Origin of the sequence: Paenibacillus lupini (genome assembly GCF_011761355.1) — a bacterium.
Classification (GTDB): domain Bacteria; phylum Bacillota; class Bacilli; order Paenibacillales; family Paenibacillaceae; genus Pristimantibacillus; species Pristimantibacillus lupini.
Map to the genome: position 1 here is coordinate 729,667 of NZ_JAASRW010000003.1, position 19,873 is coordinate 749,539.

Below are 19,873 nucleotides of genomic sequence, written 5' to 3' on the forward strand. Positions count from 1 at the left end.
TCCAAGCCTCCAAATGTTTGATTAGATAGCTGTCATTTCGCCATTGCTTTGTAGGCTTCTGTACGTTCTTTAACAATGGCATCCCCGCCGCTTGCCATATAATCTTTAAGGAGATCCTCGTAAACCTTGTCGAAGTCTGCAGCTTTGGCCATGATGCTTTTCACGATAAGTTGGTCATATATGTCTCTCAGCGCCGGCATATATTTGTTTTCCGCTTCGATCGGCGTGGTGAAGTTGGCATAACGAGTTGTGTCGGTCAGCGACATTTTGTAAGCGTCAATCACACTCTGCCGAAATTGCTCAGGTACGGCAGCCGCGGCCGCGGCCCAGTTTTTCTCGTTGCTGCCGAAATCCTCGCCCTGCGTAATCATGGCCATATCAGCGGAATTAAACATCCGCTTGCTGGTTTCTTCCGCTTGCGTGCGCTGCGGCAAACCGTCCACCAGCGTATAATCTTCGCCTTCGATGCCGTTCATCAGCGTTAAGAGCACGTCCGGCTGAGCCATCCAGTCCAGATATTTGATGGCCTCAACGCCGCGTTTGCTGGAAGCCGGAACCATTAGGAAGAAACCTGTAGGATCATATTCCGGTTTCAAGTGTTTGCCGGCATTGTTGGTATAAGGGTCAACAGGAACTAGATTCGCACCCGGAATGTTTTGAGTCAGCAGCTTGGCGATGCCGGGATTGTCCGTGTAGGCATTGCCCAAGTTATCGCTGTACATGCCGACTTTTCCGTTCATGACATCCTGGAAGACCTGTTTTTCATCTTTATCAAGCGCAAAATCGGGACTGACGAGGCCTTCATTGTAGAGCTTGTTCAAAAACTTCACTGCGTCTTTATGTCCAGGCAGCAGCAGCGGATAACCGAGATTTTCCGACAGGGTGTAGCGCTGTTCGTCAGTAAGACCGTCCTGAATGAATGACCAGACGATTGGTTCAAGGGAGGCTGGCGTCAGAGACAAGCCGAGAGGAATCACTTTACCGCCCGTTTGTCCTGGATCTTTTTCTTTAAAAGCCTTCAGCGTTTCATACACCTGCTCCGTGGATTGCGGCATCGGCAGACCAAGCTTGTCCAGCCAGTCCTTGCGGATCAGGTTTTCGTATTTGCCTGTGTTGACGCGGCGTCCGGGAATCGAATATTGCACCCCGTCAACCTTGCCGACGTCCAGAGCGTCTCCCAAATACATTTTAAGGTTCGGACCATATTGGTCGATAAGTGAATCGAGCGGTAGCAGACCGCCATCCTTGGCGTAACCATAAGGCGTTAGTACATTGGTGCTGGCGAATACGATATCCGGCGCATCGCCGCTAGTCATCATGACGTTGACTTTGTCGGAGGCATCGTTGCGCGGAATCGGGACAAACTCAACTTTAATGTGGTTGGGATCGCCGAAATTTTTTTGGACGTAGTCCGTCCAATAGTTATCCGTAGCTGTGTACCCCGCAGGAGCATTCCCGCGGTCAAAAATGCCGACCTTTAAGGTTACCTGCTTGCCCGCATCTGCGGACGCCGCGCCATCAGCTTCGTTTCCGCTTCCGGACGAACACCCGCCCAGAAAGCCGATAGACATGGTGGCCAACAACGCGTAGCTCAACGCTCTTTTTCTCATAAACCTTTTTTCACCTCGCCATAAGATTTGGAGTTGCAATTACGTTATAGCCTGAGTGAGTGAGGCGAGACAATTTACAAGTTTCCGCGGCCTATACAAAAGAGCAGAAATGGCGCCCGCGAGGCGCCATTGGAGCAAATAAACCTTATTCAGACAGCATACAAAAAGCTATAAACGGCCGGAATGAAGGGCATTTGGCTTATTTATGGGGCCAGACTGACTCTCCGGAGTCCGCATCAGCTTGCGGTAATCGCCGGGAGACAAGCCAACCATTTTCTTGAATATTCTCCCAAAAGAAATAACGTGCTCATAGCCAACCAGCCGCGAGATTTCATTTATCGATTCGTTGGTTTCCCGCAGCAGTTTTTGCGCTTGATCTATCCGCAGCCCAATCAGAAAATCGATGAACTTGATCTCGAATTTTTCCTTGAACAATTGGCTGGCGTATTTCCCGTTAATGCCGAAGCGGTCGCTTATGGATTTCAGGGACAGATCAAAGTCGTTAAAATGGTCTTCAATATATTGTTTCACCTCATATATCAGGTGATCTTTGCTTCTGGACTCCAGCATAACGTTGTACTGCTCATAAAGCTGATCAAACAGTTCGCTGAACAACAACCGGATTTCAGAGGTTTCCTCCATTTCTTTGAGAGCTTCGGTCATCCGGGGATAGATAACCATATGCCAATATTGATTGATCGTGGGCGAGGTATCCTCGAGCTCCCGTGCGAAGCGGTGTGTCAGATAATTAAAGAGGAGCTGCATTTCTTCGTTTTTCAGCAATTGGTCCTCCAGAAGATCGAAGATCCGGGAAAAATCGTTTTTCCATTCCTGCTGCTGAATCCGGAAATGGTGAACTAAATCTTCTACCCGCTTAAAATAAAGCGGGTTAACGGATTCCTCCCGGTCCCTTATGTCCAGATAAACGAGAATCCGATTGCTGCCTGTGGTCATTTTATATTGCAGGGCGGTCAGGGCTTCGCCAAAAGACTCTTTAATTTGCTTCAGCTCCGGTACCAGAGAACCGACCCCCATAGTGGTGGTAAACACTAATTCGCTTTCGGAACGGATTTGGAGCTGCTCAAGGGCATGAACCACGGCTTGCAGCGGCTCATCCTGCCCTTCAGATCCGTGCTCCAGATCCGAGGGGACATAAATTAGAAGGGACAGCCTGTCGGCTGAAATCCAATTATGAGCGACAGTTCGGGCCTGCAAATTCGGCCACTCCGCTGCCAGCTTTTCCAGCCGCTGCTTGGAATCGAACATGTTCTGACGATTCTGGCGCATCAAAGGGACGTATTTATCAATTTCCAAAATGGCGATGACCAGGCTGCCGTGCTTCGGAAGATCAAACAAGGAAAGATAGTAGTTCTGCCATTCCTCGGCCGGAACGACGTTTTCATAATCCTGCAGCTCGCTGAAAAATTGTCTTCGTCTGTACTGCAAATTTTCGGCTTCCTTAAGATCAATTTGATTCATCCGGATCAGCATATCGTCGAAAGCCTGCTCCAGAATGGCAAACTCATCGTCACCGGAGGTTTTAAGCTCCTGGTAGGAAGAGACCCTCGTGATCATATGTTCGATCGGCCGATAACCTCTTCGGGTGACATACAGGATCACCGCTACGATGGCAGCCAGGGTTAATACAATGATGGTCAAGGGATACAAGGACAACACGGCTGCTTGTCCGAGTAAATGCTCATTAGACATTCCGCTCGAAAAAGTCCAGCCCATATAATTGGAGTATAACTGGGTCGACAGCTTGGTAGTGCCGTTGTTAGGTCCGGTTGAATAAATGGGCAGCCCCTGGTGATCCGAAATGCTCATGAAGCTGCGGGAATGGTTTTTGAGATTGTCGGCAGCAGTCAGCAGGAGGTCCGCCTTTACATTCAATATAATCCAACCCTCGGATCCTATTTTCTGGGTCATGGATATAACTTGCTCGGGAGGATCAATTAAGGGGAATTCGCTATAAGTACGGAGGGACGACCACCGGGAGGCAGGGGGATTCTTTTGCAATTTTAGGATGAAACGATTGTCTTTAAACCGTGAAAGGCTGGTGATGTAACCTCCCGTAAGCACTTCCTGGTCCTTGCTCCGGAAAAAATACACGGAATGAATCAATGGGTTATCGCGAATGTTGTCTATCTCGTTAGAAGCATTATAGTTGATCAGTTTTGTTGCACCGTCGCCTCCGTCATTGTAAAAAAAATCGTTGATCGCTTGGTTTTTGATGATTTGCCCGGCTAATGTTCGTTCTAAATTCTTTAAGGACGTCGTCATACTGTCGACCACATGGTTGGCGTACTCGCTGTTTGACTTCTTAATATCCCGAACCAAATCGCTGTATGTGACGGCGTATGTGATGCAGATAATAGCAGCTCCAAAGCTGCACAGGATAGCCAAATGGGAATAAAGCATTTGTTTCAACCATTTTTTATTTCGCATCTCAATCAAATCCTTCCTTAACACGTTGAGTAGTTTTCTCGTATTGGGTTGGATAAAGCCTGTTTTTGTCCATGTTACTCGCCTTGTGTTATCGCAGTGTTTTGGACAGGCAAAGAGATGAAGGAGTGACTTGCTAATTCCTACAAACAGATTTTTTCGAAACTTGCGATAATAACGGGAACAGAACGGAAAGTCGTTCTACCTACAAAGTAGCCCGATAATGTTTCGGCGTCATGCCCGCATGGGCTTGCTGCCGCTGCAGCTGCCGGCGACATGAGAACGGTAGAGGAGCAGTTCAAGGATGTGCCTCATGACATGGTAATCCATGTCGACTCCGAGCAGCATACTTATGATTTTGGCTATGGATTGGACTGGAAAGGCGTCAACGAAGACGAACGTACACGGAGATATAGAAAAAATAGTTCATAACGTAGGTTTTTCCGACCTTGCGGGCCAGGTAAACTAGCGAAAAAGCTCACTTCGAGCTGCGTTATAGCAGTCAGAAGGGAGCTTTTTTTGTTAACTTGTTTGGTTGACAGCCGTTTTAAATATTTAATACATCAAGCAAGGTGTAAGCGACCTTCACAGCCTCAGCGCGCGTCAGGGCGTTATCCGGGCGGAAGGTGCCGTCGGGATAACCGCTCACGATACCCGAGGACGTGGTTTGATTTACTGCATCAAAGGCCCAAGCTGGGATAGCCGATGCATCGCTGAATGTCTTGCTTGAGCCAGCTGGTGCAATGCCGGCAGTCTTCAGAACGCGCGCGGCAATGACCGCGATTTCGGCGCGAGTAATTCGCTGCGAAGCATTAAAGACGGAGCCTTCTTTGGTATCAAAGCCGGTTACATAGCCCGCATCAGTAGCTGTTTTAACTTGTGACTTTGCCCATGCCGGGATGAGGCTGTCATCGGCAAAGTTAGTTGTACCGGATGCTTCAGGAAGTCCAAGCGAGTCCACGAGCAGCTTCACCCATTCTGCACGAGTGACCGATTGGTCCGGACGGAATTTTCCGTCTTCGTAACCAGAAATCACTCCCATGCCGATTAAGCGGTCGGCGTAAGGTTTTGCCCATGATGTGGTCAGATCCGAGAAGGTTTGAGGTGCGTAGCCGAACACTCCAAATTTCGTGAAATGCTTAACGTCGACGGTAATGGTCGTTCCGTTTGCTTTACCTCCGAGGAAGATCCATTTCTTCAACTTTTCGTTGTAGTAGTACACAGCAGGTTGGCTGTTTGGTGCAGTCGATTTCATTGTGTAGTTAAATGTCAGTTCAACTGGCTTGCCAAACGTCGTGCCCGCATTGCTGGTCATCTCGACGATTGGGCTCAGCGCCTGCAGATTGCCAAGCGGAGGCTGTTGTCCTGAAGAGAGAACCTGCGCGCCGATTGTTCCGTTCGAAGACACGGCTCCTGCCGGTATCTTGAAGGAGATCACGTCTTTCAAGCTGCCCTCTGCGCCTTTTGCCGGATCAATGTTAACGGAAACGGATGTTGCTGGCGAATTGTCCGGTGGAGATGTATTTCCGCCGCCCGGAGTCGAAGTTGAAGTCTGCGCCTTAATCGTCAACACAAAGGTTTTGGAATCCGATAATTCGCTGCGCGTTGCAGTTGCTTTGAGCGTAACGGAAGCGTTAGGTTGTCCCGCGCTTGGGCGGTTCACTTTGGCTATGCCATTCTCGATTGTAACCGCGTTTGATGAGTCGGCTGTTTCTTCCCAGGCGATTGCCGCACCATGCTCTCCTTCAGAAGGAAGAGTGATATTCTCAGTAACTGCGTCAACATTGCCAAGGGTCAGCTTGTCCAGCGTATCCTTAACTGCTTGCTCGTTGGTGTATGCAGCCGTATCTACAAAGATTGGATTCGAGTAGAACCACAGGTCCTTGTAGTTGCGGTCGTTAATCTCAATGAAACGTGTAGTGGCATCTGCCGTTGTTGTTTTTGGATCGATCAGCGGGTTGCCGTCTTGCGTCTCGCCCGGTACGTTCATACCGAGATTCGTGCCTCTCAGGCGGAAATACTGATCTTTGCTTGCCTTCGGCAGGTCAAATGTAATGACGTTATAGCCATTCTCATCCGTTGTCCAATCTTCGCTGGTGAATGTAGCAACGACGCGAGTGGAATCATTTGTATCCTTATCGTAGGCTGGCGTTCCTTTTTCCGCTAGTCCTGTCACATCGCCTGCGATCAGGTCGATATGATCGACAGTGGGTTTCATGCTGCCGGATTGGCCGCTATTGATTGGATTCTCATAGTTATTGGTCTCTGGGCTTTTGAATTTGATGGTAAGCGTAAGCTTATCGCCTTCTGTCGCCTGCAGGCTTTCGCCCATTTCGGCGTTCGTGCCGCCGTCAGCGATGTTGAAGTCCAGAGCATTTATTAGATCGCCAAAGGCAGAGAACGTTTTGCCCGAACGCATGCCATCCAAAATATCTTGAACGGATTGTCCTTCACTCCAAATATAGTTTTTCGCGTATTCGCCCGGCCAGTAGCCGCTTGAATTAGTGTCAATGGTTTTGAAATGGTAGTCGGAGTTAGCGAAATTCCAGAACTTACGGCCTTCGCCAAGCAGGGAATCCCAAACGCCGCCGACTTTTGCGACCATATAATCGACACCGCCATACGAACGGTTCTTATAATTGTCGTTGGCTGTTGGGTTAGCAGGATCATACGCCGAGTTGTATCCGCCGCGGTCCGGCTCCATTTGGTTGCCAAGCATCCCTTCAAAGCCAAACGCGATATCAGGGGCAGCATTGTTAAAATCACGGAAGTCCGAAATTTTGTATTTGCCAACACCACGGGAAGGGTGATTGACGATCATGTAGCTTGATTCCGGGTAGTTTCTCTTGAGCCAGTTAATAGCGGTCAAGCTGTCCGCATGCGTGGAGTAGGCCCTGTCGTCGGCTGCTTCCCACTGTAAAACATCAGCCGGATTGAACCAAGTTGCATCGCGGTTCGTGAACAGATATTCGAATTGGTTAGCTGCCTTAAGTGCTGCGTCGGATCCGGGTTCATCCGTCAGGATGCCAACGGAGCCATGTTCATGGGACGGGATATCCCATTCGAAGCCAGAGAAAATTGTCTTGCCGGCATATTTGCCTTCCTCTTGAAGTGCCTTCGTCTTCGGAACCTGGTAATTAAGCAGTCCCTTCGATAGCGGAATCGCTCCGCCAGGAATTGGTGTGCCTGTATCATCCCGTCCAGAGGAGCGCAAATGATCCGCCAGCATGATGAAATCGAGACCGTAAGTCGTCAGGCCATGGTCGAGTACCGATTCAAGGGAGCTTTGAGCATCGTCGGATTCAAATGTATGAGCGTGGAACTCGCCGGTCAGCCATTGCCCTTGTGAGGCGCTGTTATCGGCGGCAGCCGCTGCTTTAGGAAGTGGAATGGCGAGCCCTGATGATAGGATACTAGCCGAGAGAACCGCCGGGAATATAATTCGGAATTGCTTGTTAAACTTCAAAATGTCATGCACCACCAGTCTATGAATGTGTTGCCCAAAGATGAAGTAGGGGCACTATGAGTGTACAAGCCCAGTATCAGGGGGATGTTAGGATAGGCAGTAGATTTGTTAATGGGAGGTAAATCTTTGGAATCGATACCAAACCTCAACTCTATCGCCCCATTAGACGCCAGTGCTATACTACAACAAACACACTTTACGAACAGGAGGTATGCCAGTGAACCCCAGCGCTCCCGTGACGCGAGATCTTATCGATCTCCCGCCAACATTTCCAATTCTCATTTCTCAGACGCAAGGCGTGAGCCCGCTGTTCCAGCGGTTGCACTGGCATACGACTCTTGAGATTAACTATATCAGCCGGGGAAGCGGCTATTATTTGATTAATGGTATGCGTTACGACTTCCAAGAGGGGGATATTATCCTCATTAACTCAAATGATCTGCATCGTGCTTTTGAGAACGAAGAGCTAATCATGACGGTTATCATGTTTGATCCGGCGTATTTTGCATTGGAGCAGCGTTATGATACAGAGCTCCTTATCCCGTTTCGTGAGATTGGCATGCGCTTCGATAACCTGCTGGACCGTGGACATCCGATGCTTACCCGCCTTGGCGGAGCGATCGAGGAGATGCGAAGCGAGTTTTCGCGCCGGGAGCCTCATTATGAAGCGATCGTACGATCACAGCTTGTGCAGTTCATGGCTTTCGTGAACCGGTATTTTGCCAAGGAAAAAGACCGCCGTTCCTCTCATATCCGGGGGATGGAGACCATCCGCGAGGTGTTGAATCAGATCGAAGCGGACATTGCTTATCCTTGGACCTTAAAAGAGCTTGCAGCAACGGCTCACCTCAGTCCCTCGCGATTTAGCGCCTTGTTTGTACAGACCGTAGGAACTTCGCCGATGGATTATTTAATCCAGCTTCGTTTATCGGTCGCAGTTAATCTGCTGGAAACAACAGACAAGAAAATTATCGAGGTAGCGGAGGAATGCGGATTCCGTAATTTATCGAACTTTAACCGGCTGTTCAAGCAGCATATCGGCAAAATGCCTTCCGAGCTCAGACTACATCACTAACTAAAAACAGTAAGATAGTATCAGAACATCGTTCTTTCTCAGTAGAGGAACGGTGTTTTTTCTTTTATGCTCTTAATAGGTATAAGAAGACTATGTCGTCAGGAGTGTGGCTATTATGTTGTTTCTTGGAATAGATGCCGGGGGAAGCAAGACACATGCTTTGCTTACGGATGAGAATGGCCGAGTGCTCGGCAGAGGAAACGGCGGCAATGGCAATCATCAGACGGCTTACGAAGCTGCGCGGACTGAGATTGATCGGGCTTGCTCTGAGGCACTTCAACAGGCTGGAGCGTCAAAAGACGAAATTGATTTTGCCTACTTCGGCCTTGCAGGTGCAGATCGGGAACCAGATTATGCGATTCTCCGCCCGATGATCGCATCGCTTGATTTTCCTCGTCATGATATTGCCTGCGACACGATGATCGGTATGCGTGCGGGTACTCATCAATCTTATGGGGCTGTGATTATTAGCGGCACGGGATTTAATAGCGCGGCTCGCAACGCCAAGGGAGAAGAGCTGCAGTATGGCGGATTTGGCTATCTATTCGGAGACGGTCAAGGGTCTGGTACGGATCTGGCGATCCATGCTTTTCGAAGTGCGATCCGAAGCTGGGAAGGAAGGGAGCAGCCATCCATTCTAACCGAGCTTGTGCCCGAGCAAATGGGGTATTCATCCGTTCAGGAGATGTATGATGATGCACTCGTTAATGGTATAAGGCCGTTAGAGTCTCTCTCCAAAACGATGTTCAAAGCTGCACTACTTGGTGATGACGTTGCGATAAGGCTGCTGGAGGAAGCAGGGGATGAGCATGGGAATGCCGTAAATGCCTTGATCCGGAGGCTCGGCATGGAGCAGGACTGCTTTGATATCGTGCTGACGGGAAGTGTACTTGCGAAAGGCAGCTCACCACATATGATCAATGCGATTAGGGCAGCAGTTGCTGGTACGGCACCACATGCCAAGATCGTGAAGCTGACCGTCGATCCAGTCATCGGTGCAGTCATGAGTGCCATGGACAGCTGTGGAATCAAGATTTCAGAAGATACGGATGCGGCATTACGCCGGATAACCTTTTAATGATTCTTCAAAGTTAACGCTTACGTATAGTAAGAATCATCATGGACAGTCTTAATGACTGTCTGGGTGATCATTCTTTTTAGGAGGCATGAGGTAGATGTCATCAATTACAAAGCAAGGTCTAAAGGTCGTGGTCATCGGTGGAGGCTCCTCATATACACCGGAGCTGGTCGAAGGATTCATTAAACGATATAACGAGATGCCTATTCGCGAGCTGTGGCTCGTTGATATTGAGGAAGGCCGTCATAAGCTTGAGATTGTTGGGCAATTAGCGAAAAGAATGGTCGAGCAGGCTGGCTTACCAATCGATGTTCATCTTACATTAAACCGGCGTGAAGCTATTGCAGGAGCCGACTTTGTTACAACGCAGATGCGGGTAGGACTGCTTGAAGCAAGACGCCGTGACGAACATATTCCGATCAAACATGGTGTGATCGGCCAAGAGACGACGGGACCTGGCGGTATGCTGAAGGCGCTTCGTACGGTTCCGGTTATTCTGGATATTTGCCGAGATATTGAGGAGCTTGCACCCAATGCCTGGATGCTGAACTTCACGAATCCAGCCGGTATTGTGACGGAGGCGGTGCTGAAGCACAGCAAGGTGAGGACGGTTGGTCTATGTAATTCGCCGATTAACTTCCAGAAGTTTCTCGCGAAGCAATACGGAGTTACCGAACGTGAAGTTCTTCCGGAGTTCGTTGGCATCAATCACCTCCACTGGATTACGGCGGCTTATGTGAACGGGGAAGACAAGCTGCAGGAGATGATCGGCGGCGGTAAGGATTACTCGGCAACGAATGTCACAGCCTTCGATTGGGATGCAGATTTCCTCCGTTCGCTAGGTGCCCTTCCGACCTACTATTTGCGGTATTTCTACATGAAGGATACGATGTTCGCCGAAATGAAAGAGTCGCTTGAGAAGGATGGTACTCGTGCTGATGTCGTAAGCCGGGTAGAGGAGGAGCTGTTCGAGCTCTATAAGGATGTTAATCTGAATGAGAAGCCCAAGCAGCTGGAAAAGCGTGGCGGAGCCTTTTATTCCGAGGCGGCACTTAACCTGATGCATTCTCTCTACACAGATCGAAGAGACATCCAGACGCTTAACGTGCGAAATGGCGGGATCATCGACTTCCTGCCGGAAGATGCAAGCATCGAGGTCAACTGTGTCGTAACGGCGCAAGGTCCGGTGCCGCTTCCGCTGCAGCGAGTTCCAGAACATATCAAAGGGCTGCTCCACGCGGTAAAAACGTATGAGTCACTGACGATCGAAGCTGCTGTTACCGGCGACCGGGGCATCGCCCTGCAGGCGATGGTGCATCATCCGCTTGTGCCAAGCGTCTCTGTTGCGAAAACTTTACTTGGTGAAATGCTGGAAGCTAACGAAAAGTATTTGCCTCACTTCTTTAAAGGTTAAGTAAACGTATTACAGTAGTAGAAGATACCGCTGCAAAAGCCGTAATCCAATAGGATTGCGGCTTTTCATCTTTTTCTGCTCTTTTCGTATCATCCATTAATCTAATATAGATGTAACTAACTTCCAAATTCGGGACCAAAGGACTACCATTTTTTCGGAAAAAGACGAATGATAACTTTGTGAACAAAGACGAACGTTCGTAAATTATCGTTGACAAGGAGCAAGTTACTTATTATATTAATTTACGGATAACAACAACTAACAACATCATAAACTTTTCGTATAATCTCAAGAATTGGCTTGAGAGTCTCTACTAGATCACCGTAAATGATCAGGCTACGAAAGGAGTGGAAAAGTGCCGCGCAATTGTCATTAAGTTATGATTTTAACTTAATGACACTGACACGGTCCGCGGTATACTTTTCCCCTTTTTGCAGAGCCTAGGAGATAAATGCGTGAATACGCATCTTTTCCTAGGCTTTGTTGCAATTCTAAGGCTTTTATCTTAATAAGATAGAGCTCTAGAATTCTTCGGATTGAAACGCGCTGCATGAAGCCGTTTCACCTTGGCTTGTACACATTTTTGGGGGGTTAATGGGAAAATGGAACGTTTCTTTAAGTTTAAGGAACATGGTACAAACTTCAGAACGGAAATTATGGCGGGTCTGACTACGTTTATGACGATGGCTTACATACTAGCCGTCAACCCGATCATTCTGACGCCAACTGGTCTTGACTGGACGGCAGTATTCCTTGCAACAGCGATTGCAGCAGGTATTTTCACAATTGCTATGGGCTTGTTCGTAAACTTCCCAGTTGCCCTGGCACCTGGTATGGGTCTTAATGCATATTTCGCTTCGACGGTTATTGCTTCGCAGGCTACGGATAAACCAATCTCGGTAGCAATGGGTCTGACAGCGGTATTTATCTCGGGTATTATCTTTATCATCCTGACACTGACGCAAATTCGTCAAATGCTGATTACAGCTGTTCCAGACAGCTTGAAGCATGCAATTACGGTTGGTATCGGTTTGTTTATTACAATTGTTGGCTTGAAAGGCAGCGGTCTGATGACGGTTGCTGTAACAGCCTTTGGCGATATTAAAGCAGGTGCTTATACGGATGTTTCCGGTTCGGAGACAGTCATCCATATCGGCAGCTTCTCGAATGAAACGGTAGTAATGACAGTGGTTGCACTGCTCATTATCGGTATTCTGATGGTTATGCGTGTACCGGGCGCGATCCTGTGGGGTATCCTTGGTACAACCGTTCTTTCGATCATTCTTGGTCAAGTTGACGTGAAGAAGACTTTCACTGATCAAAATTGGGCACCAGACTTCACTACAATGAACATTGGCCACTTTGACTTCCCAGGCGTGTTTGAAGTTGGGATCATCACAGTCGTATTGACCTTCACGTTCGTAGAGTTGTTTGATACATTCGGTACGCTGGTTGGTACAGCTAACCGTGCCGGTCTTATGAAAAACCCTGAAGAGGGCAAAAAACGTATTGGTAAAGCGATGTTCGTTGATGCCTTCGCGGTAAGCGGTGGTGCATTGCTTGGTACAAGTACAGTAACAGCTTTCGTAGAAAGCTCCGCTGGTGTTGCGCAAGGCGGACGTACAGGGCTGACTTCGGTAACAACAGGTATCTGCTTCTTGCTCTCGATCTTCTTGTCGCCAGTCGTTGCACTGGTTCCTGCAGCAGCAACTAACGCAGCACTGATTATCGTTGGTGTACTGATGCTTCAATCGGTCAAAGAAATCGACTTCTCTGACATGGTATATGCGATTCCTTCGTTCCTGACACTGGCGCTTATGCCGTTCACGTACAGCATCGCTAACGGTATCTCGTTTGGTATCGTAACGTATGTTGTTCTGGCGACAGTTGCTAACGCAGCGAATAAAGGCAAATATAAAGTTCACTGGCTCATGTGGATACTGGCGATTCTAATTATCGGCCGCTACGTCATCATGGGAACAGAATAATTATAATAGAAGAAATAAAAAGCAGCGCTGGACCGGCGCTGCTTTTTTGTGTGCTTGGCAGCGCATCATGCTTAGGGTGCAAGTCCAGAGAATGCCGCTAAGTGCATGTTCGATTTATTGGCATGTTTACAGTCATCCTGTATTTCATCCAATGAAAATCGCCATTGGTGTTTGAGAGATCAGCTAAGTTGGATTCCATCCAGCGTAATCTTACTATTTAGTGGCTGGACGTAACTTATGATTGAATCTACTGTATGAAATACAACCTACGCATCTCTCTTGCTCCACCAGCCTCATTTTAAATGTATAAAATACAACATTATAGCTTGGCGGGCTAAGCGTTCCTACCAGTACTTATCCTACAAACCTAACCGTCATCGCCGGAGCAAGGGGCGATAAAATCCTGCGAGGGTCTTATATGAGTTGCATATAACCTATAATCAACTGAGATGAATATCAATCAGCCCCTTCGTGCCCGGCTGCCGACAAACAAAACAACTCCAGGTTCCTTGAACCTGGAGTTGTTTGTTTGCGGCTTATTATTTAAAAAACAAAAAGTGCGTAGGCAGCTTACGAAGCTGTCCATCGGACGGCTTGTTAATGACGCGTCCGTTCCAGATGAGTGACGAGGAGCCGCCGCCATCTAAGTTATAACCGTCAACTACGCCGAATCGCTGCAATAACAGCTGCATCTCAGTAAGTGTTGCGCCGGAGCTGCCGCCTTCGTTGCGGCCATCGGCTACAAGGATAAGCAGCTGCCCATCTTTATAGTTGGCGATGACGGTTCGTGGTGCTCGCGTCGGGCTGGTCTGCCACTTTGATGGAATGGTAGTAGGGCTGCCATTCTTGAGCAGCACGGGAACGAATGAAGCTCCAAACTTTACATTCAAGCTGTCGAGCTGCTGCTGGTTAGTGAACTTGCCGCCGACCAGCTTATTACTCACATTCAAGCCAACGAAGAACAAGTCGGCACGTGTTGGCTGGAAGCCATCTACATAATTGCCGTTAACGATGGTTGTGCTGAGCGGATAACGCTTGCCACCGCCATCGGCAAAGCCTCCAGCGTTAACGCCAGCGACAGCGCCATAACGCTGTACAGCAGCAAGTGTCGTCTCTGCACTGCCTGCTTTATCTTTGCCCAGCACCATTTTCATCGCATCGCTTGATTTCAGTTTAATCTTTAGTGCGTAGCTTTGAAAGTTATCAGCCTTTATGTAGTATAATTGCGCACGCAGCTTGTCCGAGTTAATCGTCCCCGAAGGAGAACCAAGCCGGCTTGTTATAATCCTATCGTACACAAGCAGGGGACGGCCCGCCTGAGCGGTTGCTGTCTTAACGATTTGCTTCATATCGGCATTGGTCTGGTTGTACAGCTTCAGTTGTTTCTTGATGGAGGCGCTTGTCTGGACAGCCGTTTGATGAGCCGTATCGAGGCCAGCTGCAAGTGACTTCGTACGGGCCTCTTCAGCATCTGTCTGCTGTTCAGAGCTCGCCTTTGGAAAACTGCTGTCTGGCAGCACAATCGAGATGTTCGATACCATCAGCCATAAAAGCATAGCAACAAATGGTGTGCAGGCGAGCAGCATCGTTCGGTTCATCATGCGGATGGATGGGGTCATTTGAGCACATCCAGGTTTTTCTGCAGTTCGTTCAGCTTCTTCTTCACTTCGTTTAATTGGCTGTACAGCTTGTTGCTGTTGTCGGTTTTGACATCAGCATTGTCCTTGGAGAAGGTAAGCAGCTCATTTAGTGCTTCAACCTTGGAATCCAATTGCGACAGTTCAGCTTTATAATCCGTTTCGAGTTTTGCGATGCGATCCTCGTATTGCTTTTGCATAACGGCAATTTGGCTTGCCGTTTGGCGTTCCACATCGGCAGCAATCTGCTGCTGAACATGTTCGCTGTATAGCTTGGCGCCGGTTATACCGGAAGCAATCAGGACGATCCATACACATACAAAGATAACGAAGGAGCGCTGCTTGGCAGCTTTGCGCGGCTTCGTCTCATAAGAAGCACTTGTTGTATCTAAAGCAGTATTGCTCATTAGGGCATTCACCTCATTCTTTTATTAAGAAGAGTGAAGTGAACGGACTGCAAAAAATAAGAGTAAAGCTAGTCTAACATTTTGGACGCACGAACGATGCCGATAGGTTGCGGCTGTCACTACATTGTAACAAAGATTGCTAATTAAGGTGTCAATCATTTTGTGGGAATTGAAGGATACGTTATAATAGGAGAGATTAAGCTTGAAGGAGGTTGCCAAAATGACTGCAGCTGTAGAACAAGCCATGTTTGCAGGAGGATGCTTCTGGTGCATGGTATCACCGTTTGAAGAAACACCGGGTATTTTGTCTGTTGTATCGGGTTATTCTGGAGGCCATACAGAAAATCCTACTTACGAGGAAGTATGCTCGGAAACAACCGGCCATGCCGAAGTCGTTCATATTACGTTTGATCCATCGATCTATTCCTATGACAAGCTGCTGGATGTGTACTGGCGGCAGATCGATCCAACCGATACAGGCGGCCAGTTCCATGACCGCGGAGAATCTTATCGGACGGCTATCTTCTATTATAATGAAGAGCAACGCGAGAAGGCGGAAGCGTCCAAGGCTGCACTGAATGCCAGCGGCAGATTCGACAAGCCAGTCGCAACGATTATTGAGCCGGCGAAAGAGTTTTATCCAGCGGAGGACTATCATCAAGGCTATCATCGGACGAACCCATTCCGTTATAAAATGTACCGCAAGGGATCTGGCCGAGATGCTTTCATTAATAAGCATTGGACAATTAAGAAGGATGAAGGCGATCTTCGTTCTCGCCTTACTCCAATTCAATATGAAGTGACGCAAAATAATGCAACGGAGCGTCCTTTTACCGGGGAATATTGGGATCATAAGGAAGATGGACTGTATGTCGATATCGTCTCTGGTGAGCCGCTGTTTACCTCCCGTGAGAAATATGATTCTGGCTGCGGCTGGCCAAGCTTCACAAAGCCGGTGAAGGAATCGGTTATTAACGAAGTACTTGATAAAAGTCACTTCATGGTCCGTACGGAAGTGCGGAGCAAAGAAGGCGATTCCCATCTCGGACATGTGTTTGATGACGGTCCTGGACCAAATGGACTCCGCTATTGCATTAACTCCGCTTCCCTTCGGTTTATTCCCGCAGCGGACCTGGAGAAGGAAGGGTACGGAGAGTACGTCGGCTATTTCGAAAAATAAGAAAGTTTACACTTGAATAACGTTTATTGGAGGAGAAACTATGCATATCGAAGAAGCAATTCGAACGAGACGTTCGATTGGACGCGTAAAGAAGGACCCGGTTGATCGTAATCTGATTGAGAAGGTGCTGGAAGCGGCGACATGGGCGCCAAGCCATCACAATACTCAGCCTTGGAAGTTTATCGTTATGACAGGTGAAGGCCGTGCGAAGCTTGGGGAAGGTTATGCACGTGTAGCACTTGCTTCGCTTGAAGCAGGGGAAAGCCCTGATCTGGAGGAAAGACTGCGCAAGGAACGGGTGAAAGCATACCGTTCACCTGTTGTCATTACGGTAGTCTGCTCTCCATCGGATGATCCTCGGGCAACGCTTGTCGAGGAGATTGCAGCATCGCATACAGCAGTTCAAAACCTGCTGCTTGCAGCACATGCGAACGGACTTGGTGCAATCTGGCGCTCCGGCGGTCCAATGTACCATCCTCTTATGAAGGACACATTTGGTCTTGCTGAGAATGAGCAGATTGTTGCTATGGTCTATATGGGTTATCCCGATATGACGCCGCCGGACGTGAAACGTACACCGGCAACAGAAAAAACAATCTGGCTGGAATCCTAGGAAATACAGACAATCTGAAGCGCCCGAGAGGGCGCTTTTTTTATTTTCGAATAAATAGGAAATAACTTCTCGAATCCAAACATTGACTGATTGAATGAAAAGCTATATAGTTGTAAATACTTTGTTGCTAATTAATTTAGTATTAAAATATTAAGAACTAACTAAATTAAAGGTTGAACGAAAGGCGAGGTCAGGGTGGGAAGGAGAGAGGGAATGACGAATACAAGCGAAGAATTGATTGGTTTTATCGGACAGTTCAGGACGTTTCTTAGAAACGTGAACAGCGATTGGAGCAAGAATACGATGTGCGGCATGAACTATACGCAATTCAAGCTGCTCTTCACCCTTCATACATCTGGCACTCACAAAGTATCGGATATTGCAGATATTCTCGGGCTTACTTCTGGGGCAATTACGGGAATCGCGGATAAGCTTGTTGCAGAAGGATGGATTAGCAGGGAACGGGCCAGTAATGACCGCAGAGTGGTGTACATTGCCTTAACGTCCAAAGGTCAGGAAATGGTTGATGAAATTCTTGAGTCACAGAAAGAGACCTTTTCTTCCCTTTTTAATGTACTGCCGGAAGAAGATATTCAGCACCTGAGAAGAATTTTCTCCAAGCTGCTTGCGAATATGGATAACAAATAGATTTAGAGGAGAAGAGAGTAAAACATGGAACATTTATCAAAACAAAGAAAACTGACGATTATGATTGCTATCATGTTCGCAATGTTCTTTGCAGCTATTAACCAAACAATAACAAGTACGGCAATGCCGCGCATTATCGCACAATTAGGCGGTATGGATCTTTATACATGGACGATCACGATCTATATGCTGACTTCCACCATCGCCACCATTCTAGTCGGCAAGCTGTCTGATATATATGGGCGTAAGCCATTTATCTTGGCAGGTATTTTATTTTTTATCGTTGGTGCATTTACGTCCGGTCTTTCGGAGAATGTGTATCAATTCATTACCTTCCGTGGTATTCAAGGGGTAGGCGCCGGTATTATTATGGCAACAGCTTTCACATCCGTAGGTGACTTGTTCCCTCCACGTGAACGGGGCAAATGGACAGGTATAATGACGGCTGTATTTGGCTTCTCCAGCGTTATTGGTCCAACACTTGGTGGATGGATTATCGACAATATGGCTTGGCACTGGGTATTCTGGATCTTCCTGCCGCTTGGTGTTATTGCATTCATTATGATTCTGACGTTATTCCCGAAAACCGAGCGCAAAGCTCATCAGCCAATCGACTACTTGGGTTCGATCTTCCTGACAACAACTCTCGTACCACTGCTGCTTGCTTTTACATGGGCAGGTTCGAAATACGAATGGGCGTCTGTTCAAGTTATCGGCTTGTTTGGCATAACCGTTTTATCGCTCATTATCTTCCTGCTTATTGAACGGAAAGCGAAGAACCCTGTGCTTCCGCTTTATATTTTCCGTAATGGTACAGTAGCTCTCTCCAATGTAATTGGCTTTATTATGAACTTCGGTATGATGGGGGCGCTGATCTACCTGTCCTTCTTCGTACAAGGTGTTCTTGGTATCTCGCCAACACATGCTGGTTATGTAACGATGCCAATGTCGATTGGTATGGTTATTACAAGTGCGATTGGTGGTCAATTGATCTCGAGAACAGGGAAGTACAAACGTTTTGCAGTTATTGGCTTGCCGATTATGCTTGTAGGTATGCTGATTATGACGTTTATGAACAACGTACCAATGGCGGTACTGGCGATGATCATCTTTGGCCTTGGTCTTGGCCTTGGTATGCCGGTCTTCTCACTTACGGTTCAAAATGCGGTACCGCACACAGAACTTGGTGCAGCAACAGCAACCATGCAATTGTTCCGTAACTTGGGTGGTACAATTGGTATCGCAGTGATGGGTACCGTCCTGTCCTCAGCACTGAAGCATAATCTGACGGATCTTTCCAAGTCTGGCGAAGGCGCAGATATGTCGAAGCTTGATCCAGCTACAGCGGAGAAATTTGCACAGTTTGCAAATCCTCAGATGCTGACAGATCAACCAGCACTTAAAGCGACTCGTGAAGGCTTAACGGCTGATCTGCAGGTGCAATTTGATAAAATGATAGACTTGCTTCGTGATGCGCTTAGCAATTCGCTGTCGACAGTATTTTTGACAGGTGCGGTCATTTTGTTCATCGCCGTAGTACTTGTATGGTTCATTAGAGAAATCCCACTTCGTACAACCAATAAGACACCACAAGAAGTTTCTGGTGGTACAGAAGTAAATGTGGAAGGCCAAGTTGCTGTTAGCCAAAGCAAATAAGGAAAAACTATTAAAGCAAAGACAGTCTAAAAGCTGTCTTTTTTCTTTCCAAAAAACCCGTTGACTGATTCATAAAAGAGATATATAGTAGTAAATGCTTTATTAATAATTTGTTTAGTTTTAAAATATTAAATGCTAATGTATTATCTCGATCCATGGCATATATCAGAGTAGAAAGGAGAGAGGGAATGAGCAATGCCAATGAAGAACTAATTGGTTTTCTTGGCCAGTTCCGGACATTCTTGAAGAACGTAAACAATGAATGGAGCAGGAAGACGATGAGCGGTATGAACTATACGCAGTTCAAAGTTTTGTTTACCCTTCATACATCAGGTTCGCGCAAGGTATCTGAAATGGCCGAAGTATTAGGACTTACCTCTGGCGCGATAACAGGCATAGCCGATAAATTGGTCGCTGAAGGCTGGATTAGCCGTGAGCGTGCCAATGATGATCGGCGAGTCGTGTACATTGCATTAACCGCTAAGGGCAAGGCGATGGTGGACGATTTGCTTGAATCGCAGAAAGAAACATTCTCCTCATTCTTTCATGCACTGCCAGTAGAGGATATTCAGCATCTGAAGAGGATTTTCACTCAGCTGCTTGCGAATATGGATAACAAATAGTATTTAGCATGCAACACATCTAAAAAAGGAGAG

The 19,873-nt window shown here is 47.6% G+C and carries 15 protein-coding genes and 1 riboswitch; of the genes, 10 read left to right on the forward strand and 5 right to left on the reverse strand.

What is annotated here, in order from left to right:
- Positions 1–32: 32 nt before the first annotated feature.
- Both FHS17_RS12870 and FHS17_RS12875 read right to left on the reverse strand, forming a co-directional pair.
- Positions 33–1,610, reverse strand: coding sequence for an extracellular solute-binding protein (locus tag FHS17_RS12870; RefSeq protein ID WP_208420339.1), 1,578 nt, complete (start codon positions 1,608–1,610; stop codon positions 33–35).
- Positions 1,611–1,778: 168 nt separating this feature from the next.
- A complete protein-coding gene (locus FHS17_RS12875) occupies positions 1,779–4,058 on the reverse strand; it encodes a helix-turn-helix domain-containing protein (protein WP_167278790.1) in 2,280 nt (759 codons plus the stop codon).
- A gap of 273 nt (positions 4,059–4,331) precedes the next feature.
- Here FHS17_RS12875 and FHS17_RS12880 point away from each other — a divergent pair, with 273 nt between their 5' ends.
- Positions 4,332–4,487: a hypothetical protein gene (locus tag FHS17_RS12880; protein ID WP_167278791.1), complete on the forward strand. Its 156-nt coding sequence runs from the start codon at positions 4,332–4,334 to the stop codon at positions 4,485–4,487.
- Between the two features lie 115 nt (positions 4,488–4,602).
- On the opposite strand, the gene FHS17_RS12885 is transcribed toward FHS17_RS12880, so the two are convergent.
- Positions 4,603–7,521 carry an S-layer homology domain-containing protein gene (locus FHS17_RS12885; RefSeq protein WP_167278792.1) on the reverse strand — a complete coding sequence of 973 codons (2,919 nt, stop codon included), beginning with the start codon at positions 7,519–7,521 and terminating at the stop codon, positions 4,603–4,605.
- 211 nt (positions 7,522–7,732) lie between these two features.
- Here FHS17_RS12885 and FHS17_RS12890 point away from each other — a divergent pair, with 211 nt between their 5' ends.
- The 4 genes from FHS17_RS12890 to FHS17_RS12905 all read left to right on the forward strand — a co-directional run bounded on the left by FHS17_RS12890 (position 7,733) and on the right by FHS17_RS12905 (position 13,076).
- Positions 7,733–8,596, forward strand: coding sequence for an AraC family transcriptional regulator (locus FHS17_RS12890; RefSeq protein ID WP_167278793.1), 864 nt, complete (start codon positions 7,733–7,735; stop codon positions 8,594–8,596).
- 112 nt (positions 8,597–8,708) lie between these two features.
- A complete protein-coding gene (locus tag FHS17_RS12895) occupies positions 8,709–9,674 on the forward strand; it encodes an N-acetylglucosamine kinase (RefSeq protein ID WP_167278937.1) in 966 nt (321 codons plus the stop codon).
- A gap of 97 nt (positions 9,675–9,771) precedes the next feature.
- Positions 9,772–11,088, forward strand: a complete 1,317-nt coding sequence (locus FHS17_RS12900) for a 6-phospho-beta-glucosidase (RefSeq protein WP_167278794.1) — start codon at positions 9,772–9,774, stop codon at positions 11,086–11,088.
- Between the two features lie 258 nt (positions 11,089–11,346).
- Positions 11,347–11,447, forward strand: a riboswitch (purine riboswitch).
- A gap of 243 nt (positions 11,448–11,690) precedes the next feature.
- Complete coding sequence (locus FHS17_RS12905; RefSeq protein ID WP_167278795.1) at positions 11,691–13,076, forward strand: NCS2 family permease; 1,386 nt, start codon at positions 11,691–11,693, stop codon at positions 13,074–13,076.
- 539 nt (positions 13,077–13,615) lie between these two features.
- Here FHS17_RS12905 and FHS17_RS12910 read toward each other — a convergent pair.
- On the reverse strand, positions 13,616–14,695 hold the full coding sequence (locus FHS17_RS12910; protein WP_167278796.1) for a phosphodiester glycosidase family protein: 1,080 nt from the start codon (positions 14,693–14,695) through the stop codon (positions 13,616–13,618).
- Entirely contained in the window at positions 14,692–15,120 is a 429-nt protein-coding gene (locus FHS17_RS12915; RefSeq protein WP_167278797.1) for a hypothetical protein, read from the reverse strand. Before FHS17_RS12915 ends, FHS17_RS12910 begins: the two co-directional genes overlap by 4 nt.
- Before the next feature lie 220 nt (positions 15,121–15,340).
- On the opposite strand from FHS17_RS12915, the gene msrB reads away from it, so the two are divergent.
- The 5 genes from msrB (at position 15,341) to FHS17_RS12940 (ending at position 19,840) form a co-directional block, all read left to right on the forward strand.
- Positions 15,341–16,300 (forward strand): peptide-methionine (R)-S-oxide reductase MsrB, encoded by a 960-nt coding sequence (msrB, locus tag FHS17_RS12920; RefSeq protein ID WP_167278798.1) that lies wholly within the window; start codon positions 15,341–15,343, stop codon positions 16,298–16,300.
- 40 nt (positions 16,301–16,340) lie between these two features.
- Complete coding sequence (locus tag FHS17_RS12925; RefSeq protein WP_167278799.1) at positions 16,341–16,913, forward strand: nitroreductase family protein; 573 nt, start codon at positions 16,341–16,343, stop codon at positions 16,911–16,913.
- Positions 16,914–17,126: 213 nt separating this feature from the next.
- Positions 17,127–17,561 carry a MarR family winged helix-turn-helix transcriptional regulator gene (locus tag FHS17_RS12930; protein ID WP_167278800.1) on the forward strand — a complete coding sequence of 145 codons (435 nt, stop codon included), beginning with the start codon at positions 17,127–17,129 and terminating at the stop codon, positions 17,559–17,561.
- 24 nt (positions 17,562–17,585) lie between these two features.
- A complete protein-coding gene (locus FHS17_RS12935) occupies positions 17,586–19,217 on the forward strand; it encodes an MDR family MFS transporter (RefSeq protein ID WP_167278801.1) in 1,632 nt (543 codons plus the stop codon).
- Between the two features lie 188 nt (positions 19,218–19,405).
- Complete coding sequence (locus FHS17_RS12940; RefSeq protein WP_167278802.1) at positions 19,406–19,840, forward strand: MarR family winged helix-turn-helix transcriptional regulator; 435 nt, start codon at positions 19,406–19,408, stop codon at positions 19,838–19,840.
- Positions 19,841–19,873: the final 33 nt, after the last annotated feature.

Coding starts and splice junctions, on each gene's coding strand:
- FHS17_RS12940 (WP_167278802.1), top strand. CDS start 19,406: ATGAGCAATGCCAATGAAGAACTAATTGGTTTTCTTGGCCAGTTCCGG.
- FHS17_RS12930 (WP_167278800.1), top strand. CDS start 17,127: ATGACGAATACAAGCGAAGAATTGATTGGTTTTATCGGACAGTTCAGG.
- FHS17_RS12870 (WP_208420339.1), bottom strand. CDS start 1,610: ATGAGAAAAAGAGCGTTGAGCTACGCGTTGTTGGCCACCATGTCTATC.
- FHS17_RS12875 (WP_167278790.1), bottom strand. CDS start 4,058: ATGCGAAATAAAAAATGGTTGAAACAAATGCTTTATTCCCATTTGGCT.
- FHS17_RS12880 (WP_167278791.1), top strand. CDS start 4,332: ATGAGAACGGTAGAGGAGCAGTTCAAGGATGTGCCTCATGACATGGTA.
- msrB (WP_167278798.1), top strand. CDS start 15,341: ATGACTGCAGCTGTAGAACAAGCCATGTTTGCAGGAGGATGCTTCTGG.
- FHS17_RS12925 (WP_167278799.1), top strand. CDS start 16,341: ATGCATATCGAAGAAGCAATTCGAACGAGACGTTCGATTGGACGCGTA.
- FHS17_RS12905 (WP_167278795.1), top strand. CDS start 11,691: ATGGAACGTTTCTTTAAGTTTAAGGAACATGGTACAAACTTCAGAACG.
- FHS17_RS12900 (WP_167278794.1), top strand. CDS start 9,772: ATGTCATCAATTACAAAGCAAGGTCTAAAGGTCGTGGTCATCGGTGGA.
- FHS17_RS12935 (WP_167278801.1), top strand. CDS start 17,586: ATGGAACATTTATCAAAACAAAGAAAACTGACGATTATGATTGCTATC.
- FHS17_RS12890 (WP_167278793.1), top strand. CDS start 7,733: ATGCCAGTGAACCCCAGCGCTCCCGTGACGCGAGATCTTATCGATCTC.
- FHS17_RS12915 (WP_167278797.1), bottom strand. CDS start 15,120: ATGAGCAATACTGCTTTAGATACAACAAGTGCTTCTTATGAGACGAAG.
- FHS17_RS12910 (WP_167278796.1), bottom strand. CDS start 14,695: ATGACCCCATCCATCCGCATGATGAACCGAACGATGCTGCTCGCCTGC.